We start from the raw sequence: 18,399 nt of genomic DNA, 5'->3' as shown, positions 1-18,399 counted from the left end.
AGGAGGCTTAACGTGACTGAATTTCGATCTTGCCAACCAACAACCATGGACCGTGACACTTTTGTCGCGCACTTTGCTGATGTTTACGAGCACAGCCCATGGGTTGCTGAGGCGGTATATGACCAAGGTTTGAATGCCGAAGACGACCACATTGAGAATCTTCATCTAAAAATGGCATCGACCTTGTTGAATGCCGACCAAGGCAAACAGTTGGCTTTGATCAACGCTCACCCAGACTTAGCGGGCAGAGCAGCAGTAAACGGCGAACTTACTGAGTCGTCGACAAAAGAACAAGCGGGGGCGGGCATTGACCAATGCAGCGCCGAAGAATTTGAAAAATTCACTTCTTATAACAACAGCTACAAAAGTCGCTTCAATTTCCCTTTTATCATGGCGGTGAAGGGAGCCAATCGTTACCAAATTCTTGAGTCGTTCGAGATGCGATTAGGAAATGATAGTGAAACTGAGTTTGCTACGGCGATTCAAGAGATCAACAAGATCGCGATGTTTCGTCTCTGGGATATGTAAGTTAACGGAGTTAACAGCTATCTCAGCCCAGTCTTAGTGCCTAAAGGTTCGATTTGTAAAAACATAAGCCACTAAGTTCTCATTTTATTATTACTTGATTAATTTCATAGGATTACACGGACATGACCCATAAATTTGAACAGTACATAAACCTTGCAGACGAAAAACTCGGCGCAGAAGCTATCTTCGCAACAGACGATTTTTTCGCCGATAAAAGTCGTCTACTCAGCCACGCAGCACCAGAGTGGAAAGACGACTTATATGACGACAACGGCAAGTGGATGGACGGCTGGGAAAGCAGACGTAAACGCGGCGAAGGTTACGATTACTGTGTCGTTCGCCTTGGTCTAGCTGGCACCATTGCTGGCGTTGATATTGATACCTCATTCTTCACAGGTAACTTCCCACCTTCGGCATCAATCGACGCATGCTATTCACCACAGGGTGAGCCAACAGACTCAACAGAGTGGCAAGAAATTCTACCTTCAATGGCACTACAAGGTGATCATCATCATCTTGAAGACATCGAAAGTGACCAAGTATTTACGCACCTACGTTTGAACATCTACCCAGACGGCGGTGTCGCACGCCTTCGTGTTTACGGCCGACCAAGCGTTGATTGGGACGCAATAGATTCTCAGCAACAAGTCGACCTAGCAGCGGTTGAGCACGGTGGCCGAGCACTCGCATGTAGCGATGAGCACTACGGTAATAAAGCCAACATCTTAGGCCCAGGCCGAGGTGAAAACATGGGTGATGGCTGGGAAACAGCGCGCCGTCGTACGCCGGGTAATGATTGGGTAATCGTGGCATTAGGCCATCCAGGTAATATCGAACGTATCGTTGTGGATACGGCGCACTTTAAAGGTAACTACCCAGACAGCTGCTCAATCCAAGCGGCTTATGTGAAAGGCGGTACCGATGATCAAGTGGAAACACAAAGCCTATTTTGGCGTGAACTCTTGCCAGCACAAAAGCTGCAAGCGCACGAGATTCACGAATTCATTTCTGAGGTAAACGACCTTGGTGCGATTACCCACGTACGTGCAAACATATTCCCAGATGGTGGTATTAGCCGTTTGCGTCTATTTGGTACGAAAGCGAAATAGGTAAGGAAATCAGTATGAGTAATGGAATACGTCGTTTAACTATCGAACCGTTAACTAAGCAGGCTTTTGCAGAGTTTGGGGATGTTATCGAGTCTGATAATAGTGATTTCTTCATGATCAACAGTGGCTCAACACGTCGCTACCACAAGCTAGCGACAACGGACGTGCAAGACCAGGGCGGAGAAGCGATCATCAGCATCTTCCAAGCTACGCCGTTGAGCTACCCACTGACCATCAAAATGCTAGAGCGTCATCCACTTGGCTCTCAGGCATTCATTCCATTACTAGGTCAACCCTATTTAATTGTTGTTGCCCCAAAAGGCGGTAACCCATCGTTAGCCAATTGCCGAGCTTTCTTAAGCAACGGCCGTCAAGGAGTGAACTATCACAAAGGGGTGTGGCATCACCCGGTTCTTGCACTCACGGATCAAGACCAGTTCTTGATCGTCGATAGAGGTGGAGAAGGACATAACTGTGATGAAGTTTATTTTGAGAACGACCTGGTGGCATTGCATTTGGAAGATATGCCAACGGAAGACAACAAGGAAGAGCAACGCTTAGCTAAAGCGTTGTGATACAGGAGTTTATTATGGATCCGCATATTACAGAGTGGTTGAATTTAGCGATTCGCTGGATTCACATGATTGTTGGTGTTGCGTGGATAGGCGCATCATTTTACTTTGTTTGGTTAGAGAACAACCTTAACCGAGTTAACCCTAAAACTGGCCTTTCAGGCGACTTATGGGCGATTCACGGCGGTGGTATTTATCACCTAGAGAAGTACAAACTTGCGCCACCAGAAATGCCAGAGCACCTACACTGGTTCAAGTGGGAAGCTTACTTCACATGGATCACAGGCGTGTGTCTACTGGGTGTCGTTTATTACCTCAACGCAGAAATCTACCTGATTGCACCGGGCTCTGGCCTTGATTCAACAACGGCAATCGCGATTGGTATTGGTTCATTCGTTGCTGGTTGGTTTATCTACGACTTACTGTGTGACTCGCCATTAGGAAAAACCCCGGTGTTGCTTGGCGTTGTGCTGTTTGTGCTGCTCGTTGCTGCGACCTATGGCCTAACCCAAGTGTTCAGTGGCCGTGGTGCTTATATCCACGTGGGCGCCATTATCGGTACCATCATGGTGGGTAACGTATTCCGCGTCATCATGCCTGCGCAGCGTAACTTGGTGAAAGCGATTGAAGAGAAACGCGAACCGGATCCGGCACTGCCTGCGAAAGGTCTACTGCGCTCTCGTCACAATAACTACATGACACTGCCAGTGCTGTTCATCATGATCAGTAACCACTTCCCAAGCACTTACGGCTCGGAATACAACTGGTTGATTCTTGCAGGCTTAGCTGTCTTCAGTATATTGGTTCGTCACTACTTCAACACCCGTCATGGCAGTCAGAAGTTCGCATGGACAGTGCCAGTAGCGGCATTGGGTATGATCACTCTCGCGTTTGTTACCTCACCTTACGCGAAAAAACAGATGACCCCGGTAGTGCAAGCACCAGTGGTACAAGAAGCACCTGTGAGCACGACCGAATCGTCTCCAGAAGAGCTCGCTTCAAGCAATACGGCTTCAACGGCGACAGACTCTCAAACAGTGTCTGCTGACCATGCTATGCAAACGGCGAGCGCAGGCGTCAGCTTTGAAACCATCAACAAAGTCATTCAAGAGCGTTGTTCAGTGTGTCACTCTGCAACGCCTAGCCATGCCGCTTTTGCTGCTGCGCCAGCAGGTGTCATGCTTGATACGCCAGAAGAAATCAAAGCTAATGTACCTAGGATCGTTGCTCAAACCGTAACAACTCAGGTGATGCCTCTTGGTAACATGACTCAAATGACCGACGAAGAGCGAGCACTCATCGGCACTTGGGTAGAACAAGGCGCTACGATTCAATAACCGTACTTTTCAATAACAGTGCTCAGCATCCTTTACCTAAGAGCATGAGTCTTAGGTGAGGCTTGGGGAGAGTTTGGTCTTACGGGCACGCGCCAAACTCATCCCACCCTGTTTCCCCGGTTCCTATAACCGGGGCTTTTTGTTTTTGGACAAAGGAAATGCAGAATTATCATTTAGTTAGTGACTAAGTGTGCATATGAAATTAAAGTTCGTCAGGTATAAATTTTGTACTTACGAGTAACTATATGAAGAAGTTAATAACGGCCTTTGTAGTTTTAAGTTCCGTGGTCGGTTGTTCATCGGCACCAACACGGTTAGACACTGCAGAATTTGAATCGTTGATGAGTGGGACGGTTCCTAAAGGTGCGGTGTTGGAGTTTGCTAACTGCGTATATGATGGTTTCCTTCGGTCACATTCAATGCTGACTGATATAGATACTAGGCAACAGGTTCGCAAAGATGGCTATCGTGTAGAAACTTATGCTGGTGGAAGAATGCTACTTGTTAGTACAGATGTTCTAACTAACGGTCACGTGGAGTTGTGGGAAAGTAGTGCAGCGGCATTGATCAATACGACTGGTGAGCGCGATGCTTTTAAGGTTTGCCTAAGTCAATATGGAATGGATTTATAGTCGTCGCGCGTATTAGTGTTTTTTACATATACAGTCCTGTATAAGGTACTTGATATGAATCTCTACCCGTGGCACTTTCTATTCCAAATTGACATTAGCTAGGAAACAAAATGGAAGACATAGTACTCACACTCTTTAGGTTCGTTGGTGCGTTCTTTCGCATGCTTTTCCAGTTCTTCATTATGGATATCATTTGCTTTAGCGTAGGGTGGGTTGTATCCAAGGTGTTCACTTTAGGGCGTTTTCCTTCGTTTACACCTGATGAAAAAGAGCGGGATCGAGTATCTAATATTGGGATTATTAGTATCGTTCTGTTTCTTTTAGCAATAGGCGTATTTAATAGCCTTTAGTGCACTAGTGTTAATTTGAATAGTGAGGATGCATGCAATTTTACCCAGCAGAACAATACCAAGCTGCTTGCCGTGAGATGTTTGAACGATACGAGCGTGATATTAAGAAGCTACTCCCTACCGCGAGAGTTGAGCACGTCGGCGCATCATCCATTCCGTTAGCTGTATCTAAGGGCGATTTAGATATTTTCGTTGGTGTTGAGTTTAACGAGCTTGAGGATGCCGCAGAGCGACTCACAGCACTCGGCTTTAAAGAGAAGCTAGATACGCTAAGAACATCTGAACTGTGTATGTTGGAATCCATATACTCTGATGATGTGGCGTTGCAAGTGGTCGCCAATGGTTCTGAGTTTGAGTGCTTTTTAGTGTTTCGAGACAGGCTGAGGGCAAGCACCGATTTAGTCGAAAAATACAATACACTCAAAATGTCTTGTGAAGGTTGGCCACAAGACAAATATCGTGAAAAGAAGTCAGCTTTTATTGAGTCTGTGTTAGGGCTAGAGTAGACGCGATAGTCTTCATTGTTGGTATCACTATTTAGTGAAAATGCATTTATACAGCGTATTAAGTCCCCACCTCTTACTTCCAAGTTTACCTTCGTAAGTATCCTTCCAATCTATCATTACGTCTCTGTCTTTTTTTATGCAATGAAACTCACATAAACTGCATTGAATACCTATTGTGATATTTGTTCGTGCTATGTTTTGCTTGATTTTATAAAGCGGCTTTATCTATTGAAAACAAAGTGTTTTTCATACCTATTTCTACGTTTTTTATCAATAAATGAAGCTTTAGTTATCAGAAATCGCACTCTCTACATCAATAATCAACACTACCTTAGGAAAGGGCATGTCTGAAGTCATAGCAAATACACCCATAGTTGTTCTCGCATCTCGATGGTCTCGTTTTTGGGCCTTTATTATTGATGGCCTCATTTACGCGGCTGCTATGATTCCAGTTGTTTTGTATACCGACTTGTTCGATCGAGCTGCTTCTAACGGAACTATAGATCTACACGAACAAATCATGGTGTTTGTTTATGGCTGGGTGATGTTTCTCTTGTGTCACGGCTACTTACTGCAAAATAAGGGACAAACGATCGGTAAAAATGTAATGGAAATTGCAATTGTTGATATGGATGGCAAACAACTAGGTTTATTCAACATAGTGCTCAAACGAATCTTACCGATGAGTATCTTTGTTTATATTCCTGTTGTTGGTCAGTATATATCGACTCTTGATTACCTGTTTGCTTTACGTAAAGACAGACGCTGTTTGCATGACTTAATTGCAGGCACTCAGGTGGTGAGTGTTGCCGTGCCTAGAAACCTCGATTTCAGCACCATCGAATAAAACACAGTTGCCAAAAACTTGATTTTACTTTAAGGATATTATGATCAATCAGCTATTCTCTGCCACTGCAATGTACAGGAACTTACCAAACAATATTTATTATTTAGCTGTGGCTAGAATGATTTTAGGGATGGGTAACTTCATTCTGCCATTCCTTGTCCTACTTTTTACTGACAAGTTGGGGTACTCTGCAACGGTAGCTGGCACCTTAGCAATGGCGGGCACGGGAGGATACCTCTTCGGGAGCTTTTTAGGTGGGAGGCTATCGGATAGGTTGGGACATAAACGAATCATGGTTTTTGGCGAGTTTACCTCTGCAGTATTGTTGATTGTCTGTGGTTTTTTCGCTGATGATCCTGTCATCGTGCCTACGCTGTTGTTGTCAGCCTATTTCTTTGGTGGTTTAGCTCTGCCCGCGAGCAATGCTTTAGTTGCTGATCTTTCCACACCTAAAAATCGTGATGCAGTTATTTCGCTCAGCTATTTAGCGTACAACTTTGGTTCAGCCCTTGGTCCTATCATGGCTGGTTACCTGTTTTGGAATCATACTGAGTGGATATTCTTTGGTAACGGGGTGGCTGCTCTTTGCTGTGTTGTTATTGTTGCTACGTTTGTGAGAGTGCAAACTGGAATAGAATCGGCCAACGATAGCGAGCTTGAACAGCCTGTCTCAGGCTCTGTTTGGTCCGTTCTACGAGCAAGGCCAAGGCTTTTACTATTCACTTTTCTATGCGGATTGCTGTGGTACTCATTGAATCAAATGACAATGGCGAGCCCACTGTACTTGAGTCACGTGTTCGGAGAGCAAGGTCCTGTCATTTTTGGGCAACTAATGACTTACGCTTGTGTTTTAGTGGTGCTGATCACACCCATTTTAATGAGGTTAACCTCAAAGAAACTAGAGACAGTTAGCCTTGCTTACGCTGGTTTGATGTTTGCACTTGGTTACATGCTGGTGATGTTGTATCCAACCATACCTGTTCATTTCTTTGCTTGGTTATTTCTTTCTGCTGGCGAGGTCCTCCTTTTAACAAAAGAAGGGGTATACCTAGCAAACAACTCACCGTCGAGCCATCGTGGACGTATTCAAGGAGTGTTGATTACATTAAGAATGCTTTTTGTTATGCCGAGCTTTGTTGTCATTGGCTATTTTATTGATGATTATGGTTACACCTTTACTTGGCTAAGTGTGGTTTTAATTTCCCTTGCTAGTGCGGTTGGCTTCTATTTTATGTCAGCTAAAGCGCAACGTTCGCCTGCATTAGCTATTGACTAGTTTTTTATCAGTTAGCAAACACGATCTATTAATTTTTGGAGATTAATTATGATTAATATAAGGAAAGCAGCTAGATCTGATGCCAAGGATATTTTTGATATTCGCAGTCGTGCCATTCTTGACCAGTGCCCCGCTTATTACTCGGAAGAACAGCTTTCATTGTGGACACCGGGCGGGATGTCTGAGGCATTTATTGCTGACGTGGGAGCAACCTTTTACGTTTCCGAAGTGGATGGTCAAGTAATTGGTAGCGGTAAGATCAATACTCAAACGGGTATGGTCGATGCGATTTTCGTAGACCCTGATTTTTACGGTAAAGGTGCAGCTAAAATGATGCTGCAATTCTTAGAGGGGCTAGCGAATCAACACAACTTGCCTCTAATGAAACTAGAATCGACTTTGAATGCAGCAGCGTTTTATCGTTTGTGTGGCTTTATTGGTGATGAGCTTTCCACTTATCATTCTCCTAGAGGTATCAGCCTCGACTGTATCCCGATGGAAAAGCATTTAATTAAAAGCTAAAGCTTGATTCCTTAGATATGCTGCTAATGCCTGATGTGTTCAAATAAACAGCACTAACTCCAATTCTCTGTGCTGTTTTTACTTTCCTCTTACACTCTTTTCTAATATCACTCTTAGTATCAAATCACTCCTTGTTTAACAGCAAGTAACTCATTATGAAGAACTTCTTCGATAGCGAACTCATGCTCTCTAGCTCTTTGAATTTCGTTTTGTTATCACTGGGGCTAACGCTCCTTTTACACCTTCCTCTTTGGTGTGGGTTCAACTTGAGCCGACGAAAATGGAAACGGATGGACTATTTGTGGCCGCTACTGGCGGGTATTGGAATGCTCGGTGCCGTGTCTGAAATTCGTGCCAAAGTTGCAGGTGACTGGGTCGAAACAGAACAAACCAGAGCGGTGGCGATTTTAGAGTCTGTACAGCAGTTTTCTTTGGATAAGTTAAGAAGTGATGTCTGCAATGGACAACCATCATTAGACAATTATGGGCAGCACCATGAAGCGTGTTTGTGGTATTTGAACACCGCGATGACGTTTAAAGATGTGGATTTCACTCTATTGCCAAATGCGGCTGATTTTACGGTTCCTGCGCCTAGTGTTTTATTAGTAGAAAGTGATGCTGTGTGGGTGAGTGGTATGCTGAACCAGTATGAAAAACAGAAAAACCAGTATATTAAGACCAGAGAGGCACAGGTGAAGCAGCCACTAGAAAGTCTCTTTTGGTATGTAAGCCCTTATTTAGTTTGCTTTGCGATAGCCCTGCGCCTTACTAAGGTGACGGCGGAGCTTAAACTAGACAAGCTTGGGTAAACTACCGTTTAGATTCAGTGGGTATGGCTTTCTTTGACGAGGAAGCCTCTCGTTTTCTTTTCCGTGTTAGTCATTTTATTATTTGATAAATAACCATACGCAACCCAGTTTAAATTATTATGTGGCTAATATTACCGTCCCCTAATTTATATAATTTTGTGTTCATTGGTTTTTTTCTTACTGATCTTGTTAAATTTTATATTTCTAGTTCTAAGTATGATAATTATATTATTATAAACCGTAAAAAAGTATGCGCCCCAACTTGATTCTAATATATTATTTTATCATGTGTTGTTTTGCTTGTTTTTTATACATAATATTCTGCCAGCTAAAATACTTATTAAATATTAAGGTCAGTATATGCTGGAGAAAATTAAACTTACATTTCTATTATTAACCTTGCTGTTTTCTAACTCGGTGCTAAGTTCAACGTTATTTATCAAGAATAGCTTGGACATGTCTGGAGAAAGTGGCAGCGAAGAGATGAAAGCCTTTTATTCAATTAATAAAGGTGCTTGGATTGATATTGAACAGCTTGATATGAATGACCCAAGCTCCCTGTCTAATCTCATTAGTTACATTGATGGTGATAGGTTAAGAATCAAAGTTATCACACCAACTAAGCGATTCGTTAGTCAAGGTATGTCTATACCTTACTTCCGTAACTCTCAACCTCATATGTTTGAAATTAAAGGCACGACATTGCCGGAAGAAGTGCATATTCAAATAGATGGTGTATTAGGGCGAGGAACGATCAAGCGTGCTTTTACTACCGATTCTGGCTGGCAATATCGTGTCACGACCTGTGGCGGTGCAGGTATTGTGATTGCCTGTGCTGTTGGTGATTATGGTGAGCTAGTGATGCGCTTCGCTGGTATTACAACAATCCCTGTTTTCTCTGGTTCATCTTATATTGATGAGCGATTCTTCGATAAGCTTGAGAAGGGAGAACAGATCGAATTACTCGATAATAAGGGGCACTACTTCAGCGGCTTGTTTTACCATGAGGTGAAAATTTGGGACCGAGAAGCTGGCGAGATTTTTGACCTTAAAGCTGGCGGACTAGGGCTAGGAATGGGTGAAGCAGTCTCAATTAAATTCACGCGTTGGTAATTATAAGTAATGGAAAGAATAATGAAAAAAGTAATTTTATCGCTTAGTGTGTTGTTATTTTCTGGAGTGTTAGGAACAGTCGTTCAAGCGCAAGAAATAGAAACATCTCGTGAGTTATCGTCCATGCATCAGGCTGTTATGGGGCCTTGGAATCTTATTCGTGTTAATGGTGAGCAACCGACGCACCAAGCATCAATACAAATAGCACGAGATAATATTTATGGTCGTACGGGCTGTAACCACTTCGTTACCCAAGTGACGACATTTGAACAAGGCTATTTGGCGTTCACACCAATTGCCAGCACAAGAATGGGCTGTAGTGGAACTCAAGCGATTCAAGAGAATCTGATTTTTGATACGTTCGAAGAGAGCGTTACTGTGGCTTACGACGATGCGGGTGAACAGTTGACGATCATCGGACATGACAATACGTTGGTCTTCGAACCATCAAGCTAGTTTGGATTGTGTCTAATTTGGCGGAGAACCACAGTGTGGTTTGGAATTGATTGGATGTTAAAAAGAGCCTCGATGAGGCTCTTTTTGTTATAGGTTATGAGTTGTCGGTGAAACCAAAGCTAGTATTAGCACTTCGTGATTTACGCCATTTGAGTTAGTGGTAATTCACTACCAACGAAGCATTCATATCGTACCCCATGGTGACATCGGTATCGCCATCGACAAGATATACATTGTCGGTGGTCAGTTTTGACGAAATCACGCCTTCTACCCAGACTGGATACTGAACGGTTTCTACTTTGTAGCCTTCAGGGTAAGAGACTCTGACAATTTGGTTCGCTGGTGGTGGTGGCATATGTATACATGCTCCAGCAGTAGGAACTAACAAGAATTCGGTAGCGACGAGGGGCGCTGAGAAAGCAATTGGAACCAGGAACCCAGGTATACGCACCTTCTTACCGTCAAAGTCTTGAGTCACTGTTTCTGATGCTCGCTGTTGATTCGCGATGTACTCTGAACGCAGTTTCAGTAATTCATCGGCGTCTAGCCCTTCCGATTTCAATGTTTCTTTGAGGGTGGCTAACTCATCATTAGTCTTTGGATCGTTGTACTGGCTTAAGGTGAATATTTTTTGAAGTGTCAGTTTTTGTTGATAGCTGATCTCAGGCAACACCATTTGGTTCTGTGCATGTACTGGTCTCAGGTCTTTCCAATCGAGTTCTGTTGGTTCACTTGCTAGGCTACCAAACGAAACTATGGATACAAATAGGGTGATAAATCTATTCAATGTTTGGCTCGCTATTGGTTGGTGTTAGGTCGTTTCAAGTGATTCATCGGCCGGTAAAAGCCGATGAACCATGCTCTATCTATGAGCTATGACTTTGAAACTTGATGTCTAAAGTGTGTTTTTGTAGACAACGCCATCTTTCATGATGAGCTTAATGCTTTCTGGTGAGTCTGGTCGCTTATCGGCACCAAACCATTGGTCACCGGTACCTACCACAGAAAAGTCTTCGAATGGGTTACCATCAAGCAGCAGAATATCTGCGTATGCGCCTTTCTCAATCACACCCAGTTTCGCATCCGGATATGGGTTCATGAAGTCACCTGATAGTGTGGCAATTTCACCACCGACAGACGTAAGAGTTTTCAATGATTCGTAAGGACCAAAGAAGTCGTTGTTTAGCTTTTTCTCGTAAGCGATTTGAATGTTACAAGCATCAACAGAGCCTACACAGTCAGTTTGGAAGCCACGAGGTGCTGGACACTTCTTCATATTCGGGATGTAGTCTTTAAACGCTGCAGAAGCTGATTTTGCTTTGGCTAAACTTGATGCAACGTTTTTAACTGCAGGAATCTCAAGAAGGTTAGGGTCGAACGCGGTAAGGTTGGTGGTGATGTACGCTCCTTTTTCTTCCATGAGCTCCGAAATCTCACAGTCGAACATAAAGCCGTGCTCGATCGATTTAACGCCTGCGTTTAGTGCGCCAATGATCGCCTCTTTACGATAGGAGTGCGCCATTACGTAGCTGCCGTAAGTATCGGCTACCTCAACCGCTGCACCGACTTCTTCAGGTGAACCTGCCAGTAATTGCCACGGGTCAAAGGCAGATACCACACCACCGGATTGCATGTATTTCAACTGAGTTGCACCCATGCGGAAGTTGTTACGAGCGTACTTCTTCACTTCGGCAACGCTATCGACTTCTTGTGCCATATTCAAACGGCTAAAGTTGGTTTCTTCACCGACAGGAGCGGTGTAGTTAGCAAAGTCAGCGTGTCCGCCGCGAGTACTTAAAAATGCACCGGATGGGTAATAACGAGGACCAATAATTTGCCCTGCATCGATGGCTCTTCTTAGGCCGCCGTTGGCACCACCGGCGTCACGAACTGTGGTGAAACCTTGCATCAGGTACATCTCCGCCATACGCGTTCCGTGTATGGCGAAATCTTCCCATGTGGTGTTCGATTCCATCGTTGGCAAGCTTGGGCCCATTAGCATCAAATGCGCATGGTTTTCGATAAAGCCTGGGGTTAAGGTTTTGCCTGTACCGTCTATTACAACGGCATCGTCGCGAACATCAATTGCCTTCGCTGAAATGGAGGTAATGATGTTGCCTTCGACCAGTACAAAATGGTCTTCGTACAACTTGTTTTCAGTGCCGTTGAAGACATCGACATTTTGAAATAACGTTTGTGGTAGTTGAGCCTCTTGTTCGGCATAGGCAAACGACGCTACCAATGCGAGTGAAGTGGCAAGCAAAGTCTTCTTCATTTTTTATATCCTTATAATTAACGTAGAACGGTACTTATTGAATTTAAGCCACTGTTAAATATAGGATGTGTATTGGGATTTTGCTGTGATAAATATGTTGATTACGAGATGTGTCACCAAATGGTCACTTTGCTTTTAAGAACCCTTGCTTACAGCTACTTAATTAAAGTTGTATCTAACACCAAGTTGTAATTGAGGCCCATAAATCCCGTTATTCTTAGAAGATATCGAGAATGCGGCTTTATCCGTTGCATGGAATCTCGCGCCAAACGTAAAGATCGAATGCTCTCCATTTGCACCTACCATGACATTTGCCTCTACTCGTTGGGTAATCCAGGCTCTAAGCCCAGCGTTGAATTCAATAAAGGTTTTGCTTTTCCCTGGAGCGTAAGATCCTTTGTTGTAGTGAAGCAATAGTTGAGTATTGAGATCGATGGCTTGGTTGATAGGCCCGTAAACTTGAGGCCCGATATAAACGTCATAGTTGTCTTCATCGAGATCGGCATTTGAGCTTACCCCACCCAGAAGCGCAAGGCTGTCATTGATATCTCTCCCCCCTTCCAAACTAATACCATTTGGCTTTGTTTGAATCCCAAGCTCTACAAAATCGGTAGTGAAATTTGCAGCAGACAATGCTTGGTGAGAGAAGGTACATAGCAGTAGAGGTATTAAATTTTTAATTTTCATATGACTTATAAAGACTAAGAGCAGTGGAGTGATGCGTAGATATATTGTTATCTCAGGAAGATGAAGTTAGATGGGAATAAAGTCAAAGTAAGAATATTTTTTCGTTGCACACTTTCGCTGCTTTGTTCAGGGAGCAAGGCCTTGAATGGAAAACTGAATGGTAGACTCGATTATTGTCATCCACTTTTAGAGAGGCGCGCTCCCACTTTTTTGCTTTGATAAGTAAGATAAATCCTGGATTTCAACTTGATATCGACAAGGCAAAAGATAGCAGTATAGGCAGCGTTACCACGCTTAAGAAGTTGCCGAACAACACCATAGAGGCGACCTTAGGTGGCTCTACGTTGAACCTTTCTGCAAACAGGTAATTCATCACTGCAGGTGGCAGCATGGTGAACAGCACCATCATCTGCAAGTGTAGAGTGGGTAGAGGAATGAAGAAGTAGATGATCGTAAAAGCGATCGCTCCAGTGAACAGAGATTGCGCTGTACATAACAAGCCGACTTTCAGACCGCTCAGCCTCAAGTTGACCATTTGTGACCCCAGCGACAGCAGCATGATGGGAACAGCAGCTTGCCCAAGCAGCGATGTGGCTTCGTAGATAGGATTCCACACTGCAATACTGGACAAATTTAGTGTCATTGCTAATAAAGCAGCCAAGAATATTGGCATCTTGAAGATCTGTTTGATCGGGTTACCTTCGCTTAATAACGCTAAGCCTACACTGATATGAACACACGCCGACACCACAAACAGCAGTACCGCTGGGGCTAATGCACTTTCGCCAAAGGTATACGTGAATAGGGGAATCGCAAGGTTGCCGCTATTGCGAAACATGTGTGGCGGAGCCCAAGCTTTGAAATTGAGCTTAAAGAGCTTACAGATCGGAATCATCAGCAGTGCGGGCACTAACACCGCAACCAAAGAGGCTGAAATCAGCGGCAGTTGTTCGGTGTCGAGTGGCATGGTGGTCAGCGATGCAAACACCAAAGCAGGAATACAGACATCCATGTTAATGCGATTGATTGGCTTGAAATCGGGCTTAAGCCAACGACCGACTGCAAAGCCAGCACTGGCGAGTGCAAAAACGGGAAACAGAATGCTAACGACCTGTTCGAACATAGAATTCCTTTCTAAGCGAGTAGAGAAAATCTCGCTGTAAACTGATAAATACTTGTTTAACTCTTAACCTACCAACTTAAAGCATCTAAGTCATGGGTGCAGGGCATTTGACGAACTATAATTAGTGTTTTTTTGAGTTCAACACAGTAAATGATGGGGTGATGAAGGTTAAAACGAAAGTAGGACCCAACCCCCTAACAGTGTGTATATATGTTTTGTTATTTGTAACTTTTTTATAGTAGTATAAATGGATAAAAATCCATTTAAATTAGTAGTTTATAAATGTCAGTATCAGTGTTAGAGCACATACAAGAGCAAGTATTCACTTACCAGCAATCGATAGTACCCTTGGAAGCGATAGAGATACATGAATTATCAGAAGAGTCAATAACGTCTACCAATTTAAAACGTATTGTAAGTGCAGATAACCATCGTGATTACGCTGTTAAAGAAGTGACTAACAGCCACAAAGGTTACGTGCCTGCATGTGAACTATTTTGTTATGAACTCGCGAGAACCATAAAAGTAAATGTTCCCGAGTACCAAATTATTCGTATGAAAGATGGAACCTATGCTTTTGGTTCTGAATGGGACGCTAACGCGGGGTATCTAGAAAACATAACTGATTTCCTAAGAGTCCTATCAGGTAAAGATGCTATTAAAAATGGGGCTGAGTTTTTTAGTAAAGTCTACGCCTTAGATATTTTTGTCAATAATATTGATAGGCATCGCGGGAACCTCTTTGTACGCAAGGTATTTAGTGGCAAGATAGGTGTAGCATATGATTTTGATAAGTCTTGGTATGAGACAGGGTATGATCGTTTTGAAGCTCTTGAGGGGGGAACTAATACCCAAGACACTAAGTGGGATGTTCGTGATAAAAGGCAATTAAAAAAAGCGATAGTCACCAAAACGCTTGAAGAAATTCAAAATATCAGAGTTGATACTATTCGGTCTATTTTAGGGATGATGCCTGAAGAATGGATGCTAGATGAAAATAAAGCTACATTTTTAAGTTGGTGGGGAAGCGAAAGTTTCTTTGAAAGAATAGAAAAGCTTAAGCAGGAGGGGTTCTAATGGATTGGTATGATTTTTCAATTATTAAGTATATTCCAAACCTCAAAAGAGGAGAGGTTATTAATATTGGATTGGTTGTTAACGGTCCTAATGGCTGGGATATTCGCCTGCTAGACAGTTATGCAAAGATTAGGATGTTTGATGGTGAGTCGAATCAAAACTCTTTAAATCGATTGTCCACGAACTTAAATGAACTGTTTGTCTCTGATCAACATAATGCGATCGAGATAATCAATGAGAGTATGCTCGGTATCAAAATTAGTACGTCTTCTACTTTCCAACTTAGGCCACATGAAACATATACTCAAAAGATCCAACAGCTTTATGATGATTTGGTTAGACCCTTCTCGGCAGTAGAACCTCGCAAAAGAAGGACATCATGTAGGTTAGTTTCAGATATTAAAAGAAGGTTAAATCGGCAGAGTTTGATTTCGAACAATGTGGATGACCTATACCATCATAAAGTCATACCTTCATTTGTATTGAATGAAAAATCAGGAATAACTGCTGATTTTATGTTAAAGAATGGCTGTTATCATATGAGTAGCGTTGTAGATTTTAATGTGTCAGATACGGCAAACAAATTTAAGGAAACAGCCCTCAAAGTTTTAAGTTTTCATGAAGGCGAAAAAAATATATCTGATCATATTCAAAAGTATTTTGTATATGCAGCAGATGCAAAAACAGAGTATCAAATATCAGGTCATTTAGCGCTGGTTGAGGGGAACTGTCATAGAATGTTTAATATGAATAGTGACGAGGACTCTAGTTCCTACTATGACTTGATGATAAAGCTAACGAATCACGATAGTTTAAACCTTCAGTAAACTAAAAGCGCTCTAATGTAGTAGAGCGCTTCTTTATTATTCTTTTCACATTAACTGACGAGTTTTTTATATTCTTTGAAATTAGCGTCGTACGCCTTTTCACCGTAGATGTAAGTCTCGCTGACGGTTCTGTCGTCACCCAAGCTCATCAGTACAAACAGTTTTTCTTCAAGCTTGGTCGCTTGTTCCATTCTAAAGCGCATCAGTTGGGTAGCGTGCAAGTCCAACACCACGAAATCCGCTTCTTTTCCCACTTCCAAGTTACCGATTTTATCTTCTAAATGCAGAGAACGTGCGCCACCTAAAGTTGCTAAGAATAGCGACTTAGCTGGGTGCAATTTCTTATGTTGAAGCTGCATGATCTTATAGGCTTCACTCATGGTCTGCAGAATAGAGAAGCTAGTACCTGCGCCCACATCGGTACCCATACCAACACGGATTCCGTGTTCTTCCATTTCTGGTAATCGGAATAAACCTGAGCCTAAGAATAGGTTTGAGGTTGGACAGAAAGCGATAGCAGATTCGGTGTCCGCTAGGCGCTTACACTCGCAATCAGACAAGTGAATGCCGTGTGCGAAAACTGAACGTTTGTGCAGTAAGCCATAGTGATCGTATACATCTAGGTAGCTGTCACGTTCTGGGAATAGAGCCTTCACCCACTCAATCTCTTTCTCGTTCTCTGAAAGGTGAGTGTGCATGTACACATCTGGGTACTCTTCTAATAATTTACCTACAGTTGCCAGTTGCTCCGAGGTACTGGTTGGCGCAAAGCGCGGTGTCACTGCATACAACAAGCGGCCACGGTTGTGCCATTTTTCGATGAGTTCTTTTGAGTCTGTATAGCCTGATTCGGGTGTATCGGTTAGGTAATCTGGCGCATTGCGATCCATTAAAACCTTACCTGCGATCATACGTAGGTTACGTTTCTCTGCTTCTTCAAAGAACACGTTGACTGACTCTTTGTGCACGGTGCCGAACACGAGTGCCGTCGTGGTACCGTTGCTCGCCAGTTCGTCTAGAAATAGTTTTGCCACTTTGTGTGCGTAGACTGGGTTTTTGAAACGTTTTTCTTCTGGGAAGGTGTAGTTCTCTAACCAATCAAGAAGCTGCTCACCGTAAGACGCGATCATCCCCGTTTGAGGGTAGTGGATGTGCGTATCAATAAAACCAGAGGTGATCAGTTTGTCTTTGTATTCTCTTACTTCGAGTGTTTTAGGCTGACGCGCCAATACGTCATCGGCATGGCCTAAGTCGACGATGTGGCCGTTTTCAACCACTAAAACACCGTCTTCAAAATAGTCGTAAGACTCATCGATACCAACGTCTTTTGGGTCGGCTACGCTGTGTAAAATACTGGCGCGATAAGCTTTGCGTTGCGTTGTCATGTTTACTTCCTTTTAATGACTTCAGTAACGTTATGGCTACCGAAGCTTTGCGACTTGTACTAGGCGATCTTCTCTTCCAAAGGTGGTTCGCCTACATCGCTTGGTTGACTGTGTTGCTCGGTCAAATCCTGATTTCGATATTGTTTGGTCGGGCGCTTTTGTTCAAGCGCTTGCCCTTGATAGTGTGCGATCAGTTCACCCGCAACCGATACAGCGATTTCAGCGGGATGTTTGCCATTCACAGCGCTGATGCCAATCGGGCAAATCATAGTTTCAATTTGCTCTTGGCTATAGCCACGCTGCTCTAGGCGGAAGTCAAACTTCTTACGCTTGGTCAGCGAGCCGATCATGCCGAAGTAACGGCTGTCTTCACGGTCGATAATGGCTTTCGTTAAATCGAAATCAAGCTGGTGGTTGTGGGTCATCACTAGGTAGTAGCTGTTCGGCGGCATGTGTTTAACTTCGCCAACCGGATCGTCTGTGACTAGCTTTTTGACACCGTGAGGAAGTGTGTCAGGGAACACTTCTTCACGTTCATCAATCCAGGTCACACGGAAGGGCAGGGTCGCGACAATGTGTAGCAGCGCTTTTGCCACATGGCCAGCGCCAAACAGCACGAGATGGTTCTGTTGAGTACCAATGGGTTCAAAGCTTAATGTTGCCATTCCGCCACAACATTGGCCTAAACGAGCACCTAGATTGAAGCGTTCTACTTTGAGCGACTTTTCACTAGCAATCAGCATTTCACGCGCCATTTTAGTGGCCACATGTTCAAGGTGACCACCACCAATTGTAGCGATGATTCGGTCACGAGTGACAAGCATCTTGGTACCCGCATCACGTGGCACTGAGCCTCTGTCTTCAAGCACTGTCACCATGACACATGGTTCGTAGTTCTCTTCCAGTTTTGCCAGTTCGTGAATCCAATTATCCTTAAACATATGTCCTCCTAAATCCCTTCTATGCTT

Annotated in this window: 21 protein-coding genes; 15 read left to right on the top strand and 6 right to left on the bottom strand. The window is 43.5% G+C overall.

The window, feature by feature from the left end; translation table 11 throughout:
• Nucleotides 1-12 precede the first annotated feature (12 nt).
• The 13 genes from uraD (at nucleotide 13) to OH460_RS00390 (ending at nucleotide 10,057) form a co-directional block, all read left to right on the top strand.
• A complete protein-coding gene (uraD, locus tag OH460_RS00445; protein ID WP_061033009.1) occupies nucleotides 13-528 on the top strand; it encodes a 2-oxo-4-hydroxy-4-carboxy-5-ureidoimidazoline decarboxylase in 516 nt (171 codons plus the stop codon).
• A gap of 122 nt (nucleotides 529-650) precedes the next feature.
• Nucleotides 651-1,637 (top strand): allantoicase, encoded by a 987-nt coding sequence (alc, locus tag OH460_RS00440; protein ID WP_017069066.1) that lies wholly within the window; start codon nucleotides 651-653, stop codon nucleotides 1,635-1,637.
• A gap of 14 nt (nucleotides 1,638-1,651) precedes the next feature.
• A complete protein-coding gene (locus tag OH460_RS00435) occupies nucleotides 1,652-2,212 on the top strand; it encodes an ureidoglycolate lyase (RefSeq protein ID WP_102425350.1) in 561 nt (186 codons plus the stop codon).
• Between the two features lie 14 nt (nucleotides 2,213-2,226).
• A complete protein-coding gene (locus tag OH460_RS00430; protein WP_269993998.1) occupies nucleotides 2,227-3,546 on the top strand; it encodes a urate hydroxylase PuuD in 1,320 nt (439 codons plus the stop codon).
• A 245-nt stretch (nucleotides 3,547-3,791) separates the two neighbouring features.
• The gene (locus OH460_RS00425) at nucleotides 3,792-4,178 is read left to right on the top strand and encodes a hypothetical protein (RefSeq protein WP_269993996.1); all 387 of its coding nucleotides are present in this window, start codon (nucleotides 3,792-3,794) and stop codon (nucleotides 4,176-4,178) included.
• 110 nt (nucleotides 4,179-4,288) lie between these two features.
• The gene (locus tag OH460_RS27360) at nucleotides 4,289-4,528 is read left to right on the top strand and encodes a hypothetical protein (RefSeq protein WP_333482700.1); all 240 of its coding nucleotides are present in this window, start codon (nucleotides 4,289-4,291) and stop codon (nucleotides 4,526-4,528) included.
• A 32-nt stretch (nucleotides 4,529-4,560) separates the two neighbouring features.
• The gene (locus OH460_RS00420) at nucleotides 4,561-5,034 is read left to right on the top strand and encodes a GrpB family protein (RefSeq protein ID WP_269993993.1); all 474 of its coding nucleotides are present in this window, start codon (nucleotides 4,561-4,563) and stop codon (nucleotides 5,032-5,034) included.
• Nucleotides 5,035-5,377: 343 nt separating this feature from the next.
• Nucleotides 5,378-5,881 (top strand): RDD family protein, encoded by a 504-nt coding sequence (locus OH460_RS00415; protein ID WP_269993991.1) that lies wholly within the window; start codon nucleotides 5,378-5,380, stop codon nucleotides 5,879-5,881.
• Nucleotides 5,882-5,921: 40 nt separating this feature from the next.
• Nucleotides 5,922-7,157 (top strand): MFS transporter, encoded by a 1,236-nt coding sequence (locus tag OH460_RS00410; protein ID WP_239931761.1) that lies wholly within the window; start codon nucleotides 5,922-5,924, stop codon nucleotides 7,155-7,157.
• A 48-nt stretch (nucleotides 7,158-7,205) separates the two neighbouring features.
• Nucleotides 7,206-7,679, top strand: coding sequence for a GNAT family N-acetyltransferase (locus OH460_RS00405; RefSeq protein ID WP_269993987.1), 474 nt, complete (start codon nucleotides 7,206-7,208; stop codon nucleotides 7,677-7,679).
• Nucleotides 7,680-7,834: 155 nt separating this feature from the next.
• On the top strand, nucleotides 7,835-8,488 hold the full coding sequence (locus tag OH460_RS00400) for a hypothetical protein (protein WP_269993985.1): 654 nt from the start codon (nucleotides 7,835-7,837) through the stop codon (nucleotides 8,486-8,488).
• Between the two features lie 456 nt (nucleotides 8,489-8,944).
• Nucleotides 8,945-9,601 carry a hypothetical protein gene (locus tag OH460_RS00395; protein WP_269993984.1) on the top strand — a complete coding sequence of 219 codons (657 nt, stop codon included), beginning with the start codon at nucleotides 8,945-8,947 and terminating at the stop codon, nucleotides 9,599-9,601.
• Nucleotides 9,602-9,622: 21 nt separating this feature from the next.
• Nucleotides 9,623-10,057, top strand: coding sequence for an META domain-containing protein (locus tag OH460_RS00390; RefSeq protein WP_061033019.1), 435 nt, complete (start codon nucleotides 9,623-9,625; stop codon nucleotides 10,055-10,057).
• 154 nt (nucleotides 10,058-10,211) lie between these two features.
• On the opposite strand, the gene OH460_RS00385 is transcribed toward OH460_RS00390, so the two are convergent.
• The 4 genes from OH460_RS00385 to OH460_RS00370 form a co-directional block, all read right to left on the bottom strand.
• Complete coding sequence (locus OH460_RS00385) at nucleotides 10,212-10,844, bottom strand: DUF3299 domain-containing protein (protein ID WP_269993981.1); 633 nt, start codon at nucleotides 10,842-10,844, stop codon at nucleotides 10,212-10,214.
• Between the two features lie 108 nt (nucleotides 10,845-10,952).
• Complete coding sequence (locus tag OH460_RS00380) at nucleotides 10,953-12,332, bottom strand: metal-dependent hydrolase family protein (RefSeq protein ID WP_269993980.1); 1,380 nt, start codon at nucleotides 12,330-12,332, stop codon at nucleotides 10,953-10,955.
• A gap of 159 nt (nucleotides 12,333-12,491) precedes the next feature.
• Entirely contained in the window at nucleotides 12,492-13,019 is a 528-nt protein-coding gene (locus tag OH460_RS00375; protein WP_116871013.1) for a hypothetical protein, read from the bottom strand.
• Between the two features lie 241 nt (nucleotides 13,020-13,260).
• Complete coding sequence (locus OH460_RS00370) at nucleotides 13,261-14,142, bottom strand: AEC family transporter (RefSeq protein WP_269993977.1); 882 nt, start codon at nucleotides 14,140-14,142, stop codon at nucleotides 13,261-13,263.
• A 282-nt stretch (nucleotides 14,143-14,424) separates the two neighbouring features.
• Between OH460_RS00370 and OH460_RS00365 the strand changes: the two genes are divergently transcribed.
• Both OH460_RS00365 and OH460_RS00360 read left to right on the top strand, forming a co-directional pair.
• Nucleotides 14,425-15,219, top strand: a complete 795-nt coding sequence (locus tag OH460_RS00365; protein WP_269993975.1) for a hypothetical protein — start codon at nucleotides 14,425-14,427, stop codon at nucleotides 15,217-15,219.
• On the top strand, nucleotides 15,219-16,046 hold the full coding sequence (locus OH460_RS00360) for a DUF3037 domain-containing protein (protein ID WP_269993973.1): 828 nt from the start codon (nucleotides 15,219-15,221) through the stop codon (nucleotides 16,044-16,046). Before OH460_RS00365 ends, OH460_RS00360 begins: the two co-directional genes overlap by 1 nt.
• Before the next feature lie 50 nt (nucleotides 16,047-16,096).
• Here OH460_RS00360 and guaD read toward each other — a convergent pair whose 3' ends face one another.
• Together guaD and xdhC are read right to left on the bottom strand one after the other, a co-directional pair.
• The gene (gene guaD, locus OH460_RS00355) at nucleotides 16,097-17,431 is read right to left on the bottom strand and encodes a guanine deaminase (RefSeq protein ID WP_269993971.1); all 1,335 of its coding nucleotides are present in this window, start codon (nucleotides 17,429-17,431) and stop codon (nucleotides 16,097-16,099) included.
• 59 nt (nucleotides 17,432-17,490) lie between these two features.
• On the bottom strand, nucleotides 17,491-18,372 hold the full coding sequence (gene xdhC, locus OH460_RS00350; protein WP_239940647.1) for a xanthine dehydrogenase accessory protein XdhC: 882 nt from the start codon (nucleotides 18,370-18,372) through the stop codon (nucleotides 17,491-17,493).
• Nucleotides 18,373-18,399: the final 27 nt, after the last annotated feature.

This window comes from Vibrio sp. Makdt, assembly GCF_027587015.1.
GTDB lineage: Bacteria > Pseudomonadota > Gammaproteobacteria > Enterobacterales > Vibrionaceae > Vibrio > Vibrio chagasii_B.
This window is presented reverse-complemented; position numbering and strand designations above follow the sequence as displayed.

Bases quoted from the DNA above. Each gene is read 5' to 3' on its own strand.
- alc (WP_017069066.1), top strand. From the start codon at position 651: ATGACCCATAAATTTGAACAGTACATAAACCTTGCAGACGAAAAACTC.
- OH460_RS00435 (WP_102425350.1), top strand. From the start codon at position 1,652: ATGAGTAATGGAATACGTCGTTTAACTATCGAACCGTTAACTAAGCAG.
- OH460_RS00430 (WP_269993998.1), top strand. From the start codon at position 2,227: ATGGATCCGCATATTACAGAGTGGTTGAATTTAGCGATTCGCTGGATT.
- OH460_RS00425 (WP_269993996.1), top strand. From the start codon at position 3,792: ATGAAGAAGTTAATAACGGCCTTTGTAGTTTTAAGTTCCGTGGTCGGT.
- OH460_RS27360 (WP_333482700.1), top strand. From the start codon at position 4,289: ATGGAAGACATAGTACTCACACTCTTTAGGTTCGTTGGTGCGTTCTTT.
- OH460_RS00420 (WP_269993993.1), top strand. From the start codon at position 4,561: ATGCAATTTTACCCAGCAGAACAATACCAAGCTGCTTGCCGTGAGATG.
- OH460_RS00415 (WP_269993991.1), top strand. From the start codon at position 5,378: ATGTCTGAAGTCATAGCAAATACACCCATAGTTGTTCTCGCATCTCGA.
- OH460_RS00410 (WP_239931761.1), top strand. From the start codon at position 5,922: ATGATCAATCAGCTATTCTCTGCCACTGCAATGTACAGGAACTTACCA.
- OH460_RS00405 (WP_269993987.1), top strand. From the start codon at position 7,206: ATGATTAATATAAGGAAAGCAGCTAGATCTGATGCCAAGGATATTTTT.
- OH460_RS00400 (WP_269993985.1), top strand. From the start codon at position 7,835: ATGAAGAACTTCTTCGATAGCGAACTCATGCTCTCTAGCTCTTTGAAT.
- OH460_RS00395 (WP_269993984.1), top strand. From the start codon at position 8,945: ATGTCTGGAGAAAGTGGCAGCGAAGAGATGAAAGCCTTTTATTCAATT.
- OH460_RS00390 (WP_061033019.1), top strand. From the start codon at position 9,623: ATGAAAAAAGTAATTTTATCGCTTAGTGTGTTGTTATTTTCTGGAGTG.
- OH460_RS00380 (WP_269993980.1), bottom strand. From the start codon at position 12,332: ATGAAGAAGACTTTGCTTGCCACTTCACTCGCATTGGTAGCGTCGTTT.
- OH460_RS00375 (WP_116871013.1), bottom strand. From the start codon at position 13,019: ATGAAAATTAAAAATTTAATACCTCTACTGCTATGTACCTTCTCTCAC.
- OH460_RS00370 (WP_269993977.1), bottom strand. From the start codon at position 14,142: ATGTTCGAACAGGTCGTTAGCATTCTGTTTCCCGTTTTTGCACTCGCC.
- OH460_RS00365 (WP_269993975.1), top strand. From the start codon at position 14,425: ATGTCAGTATCAGTGTTAGAGCACATACAAGAGCAAGTATTCACTTAC.
- OH460_RS00360 (WP_269993973.1), top strand. From the start codon at position 15,219: ATGGATTGGTATGATTTTTCAATTATTAAGTATATTCCAAACCTCAAA.
- guaD (WP_269993971.1), bottom strand. From the start codon at position 17,431: ATGACAACGCAACGCAAAGCTTATCGCGCCAGTATTTTACACAGCGTA.
- xdhC (WP_239940647.1), bottom strand. From the start codon at position 18,372: ATGTTTAAGGATAATTGGATTCACGAACTGGCAAAACTGGAAGAGAAC.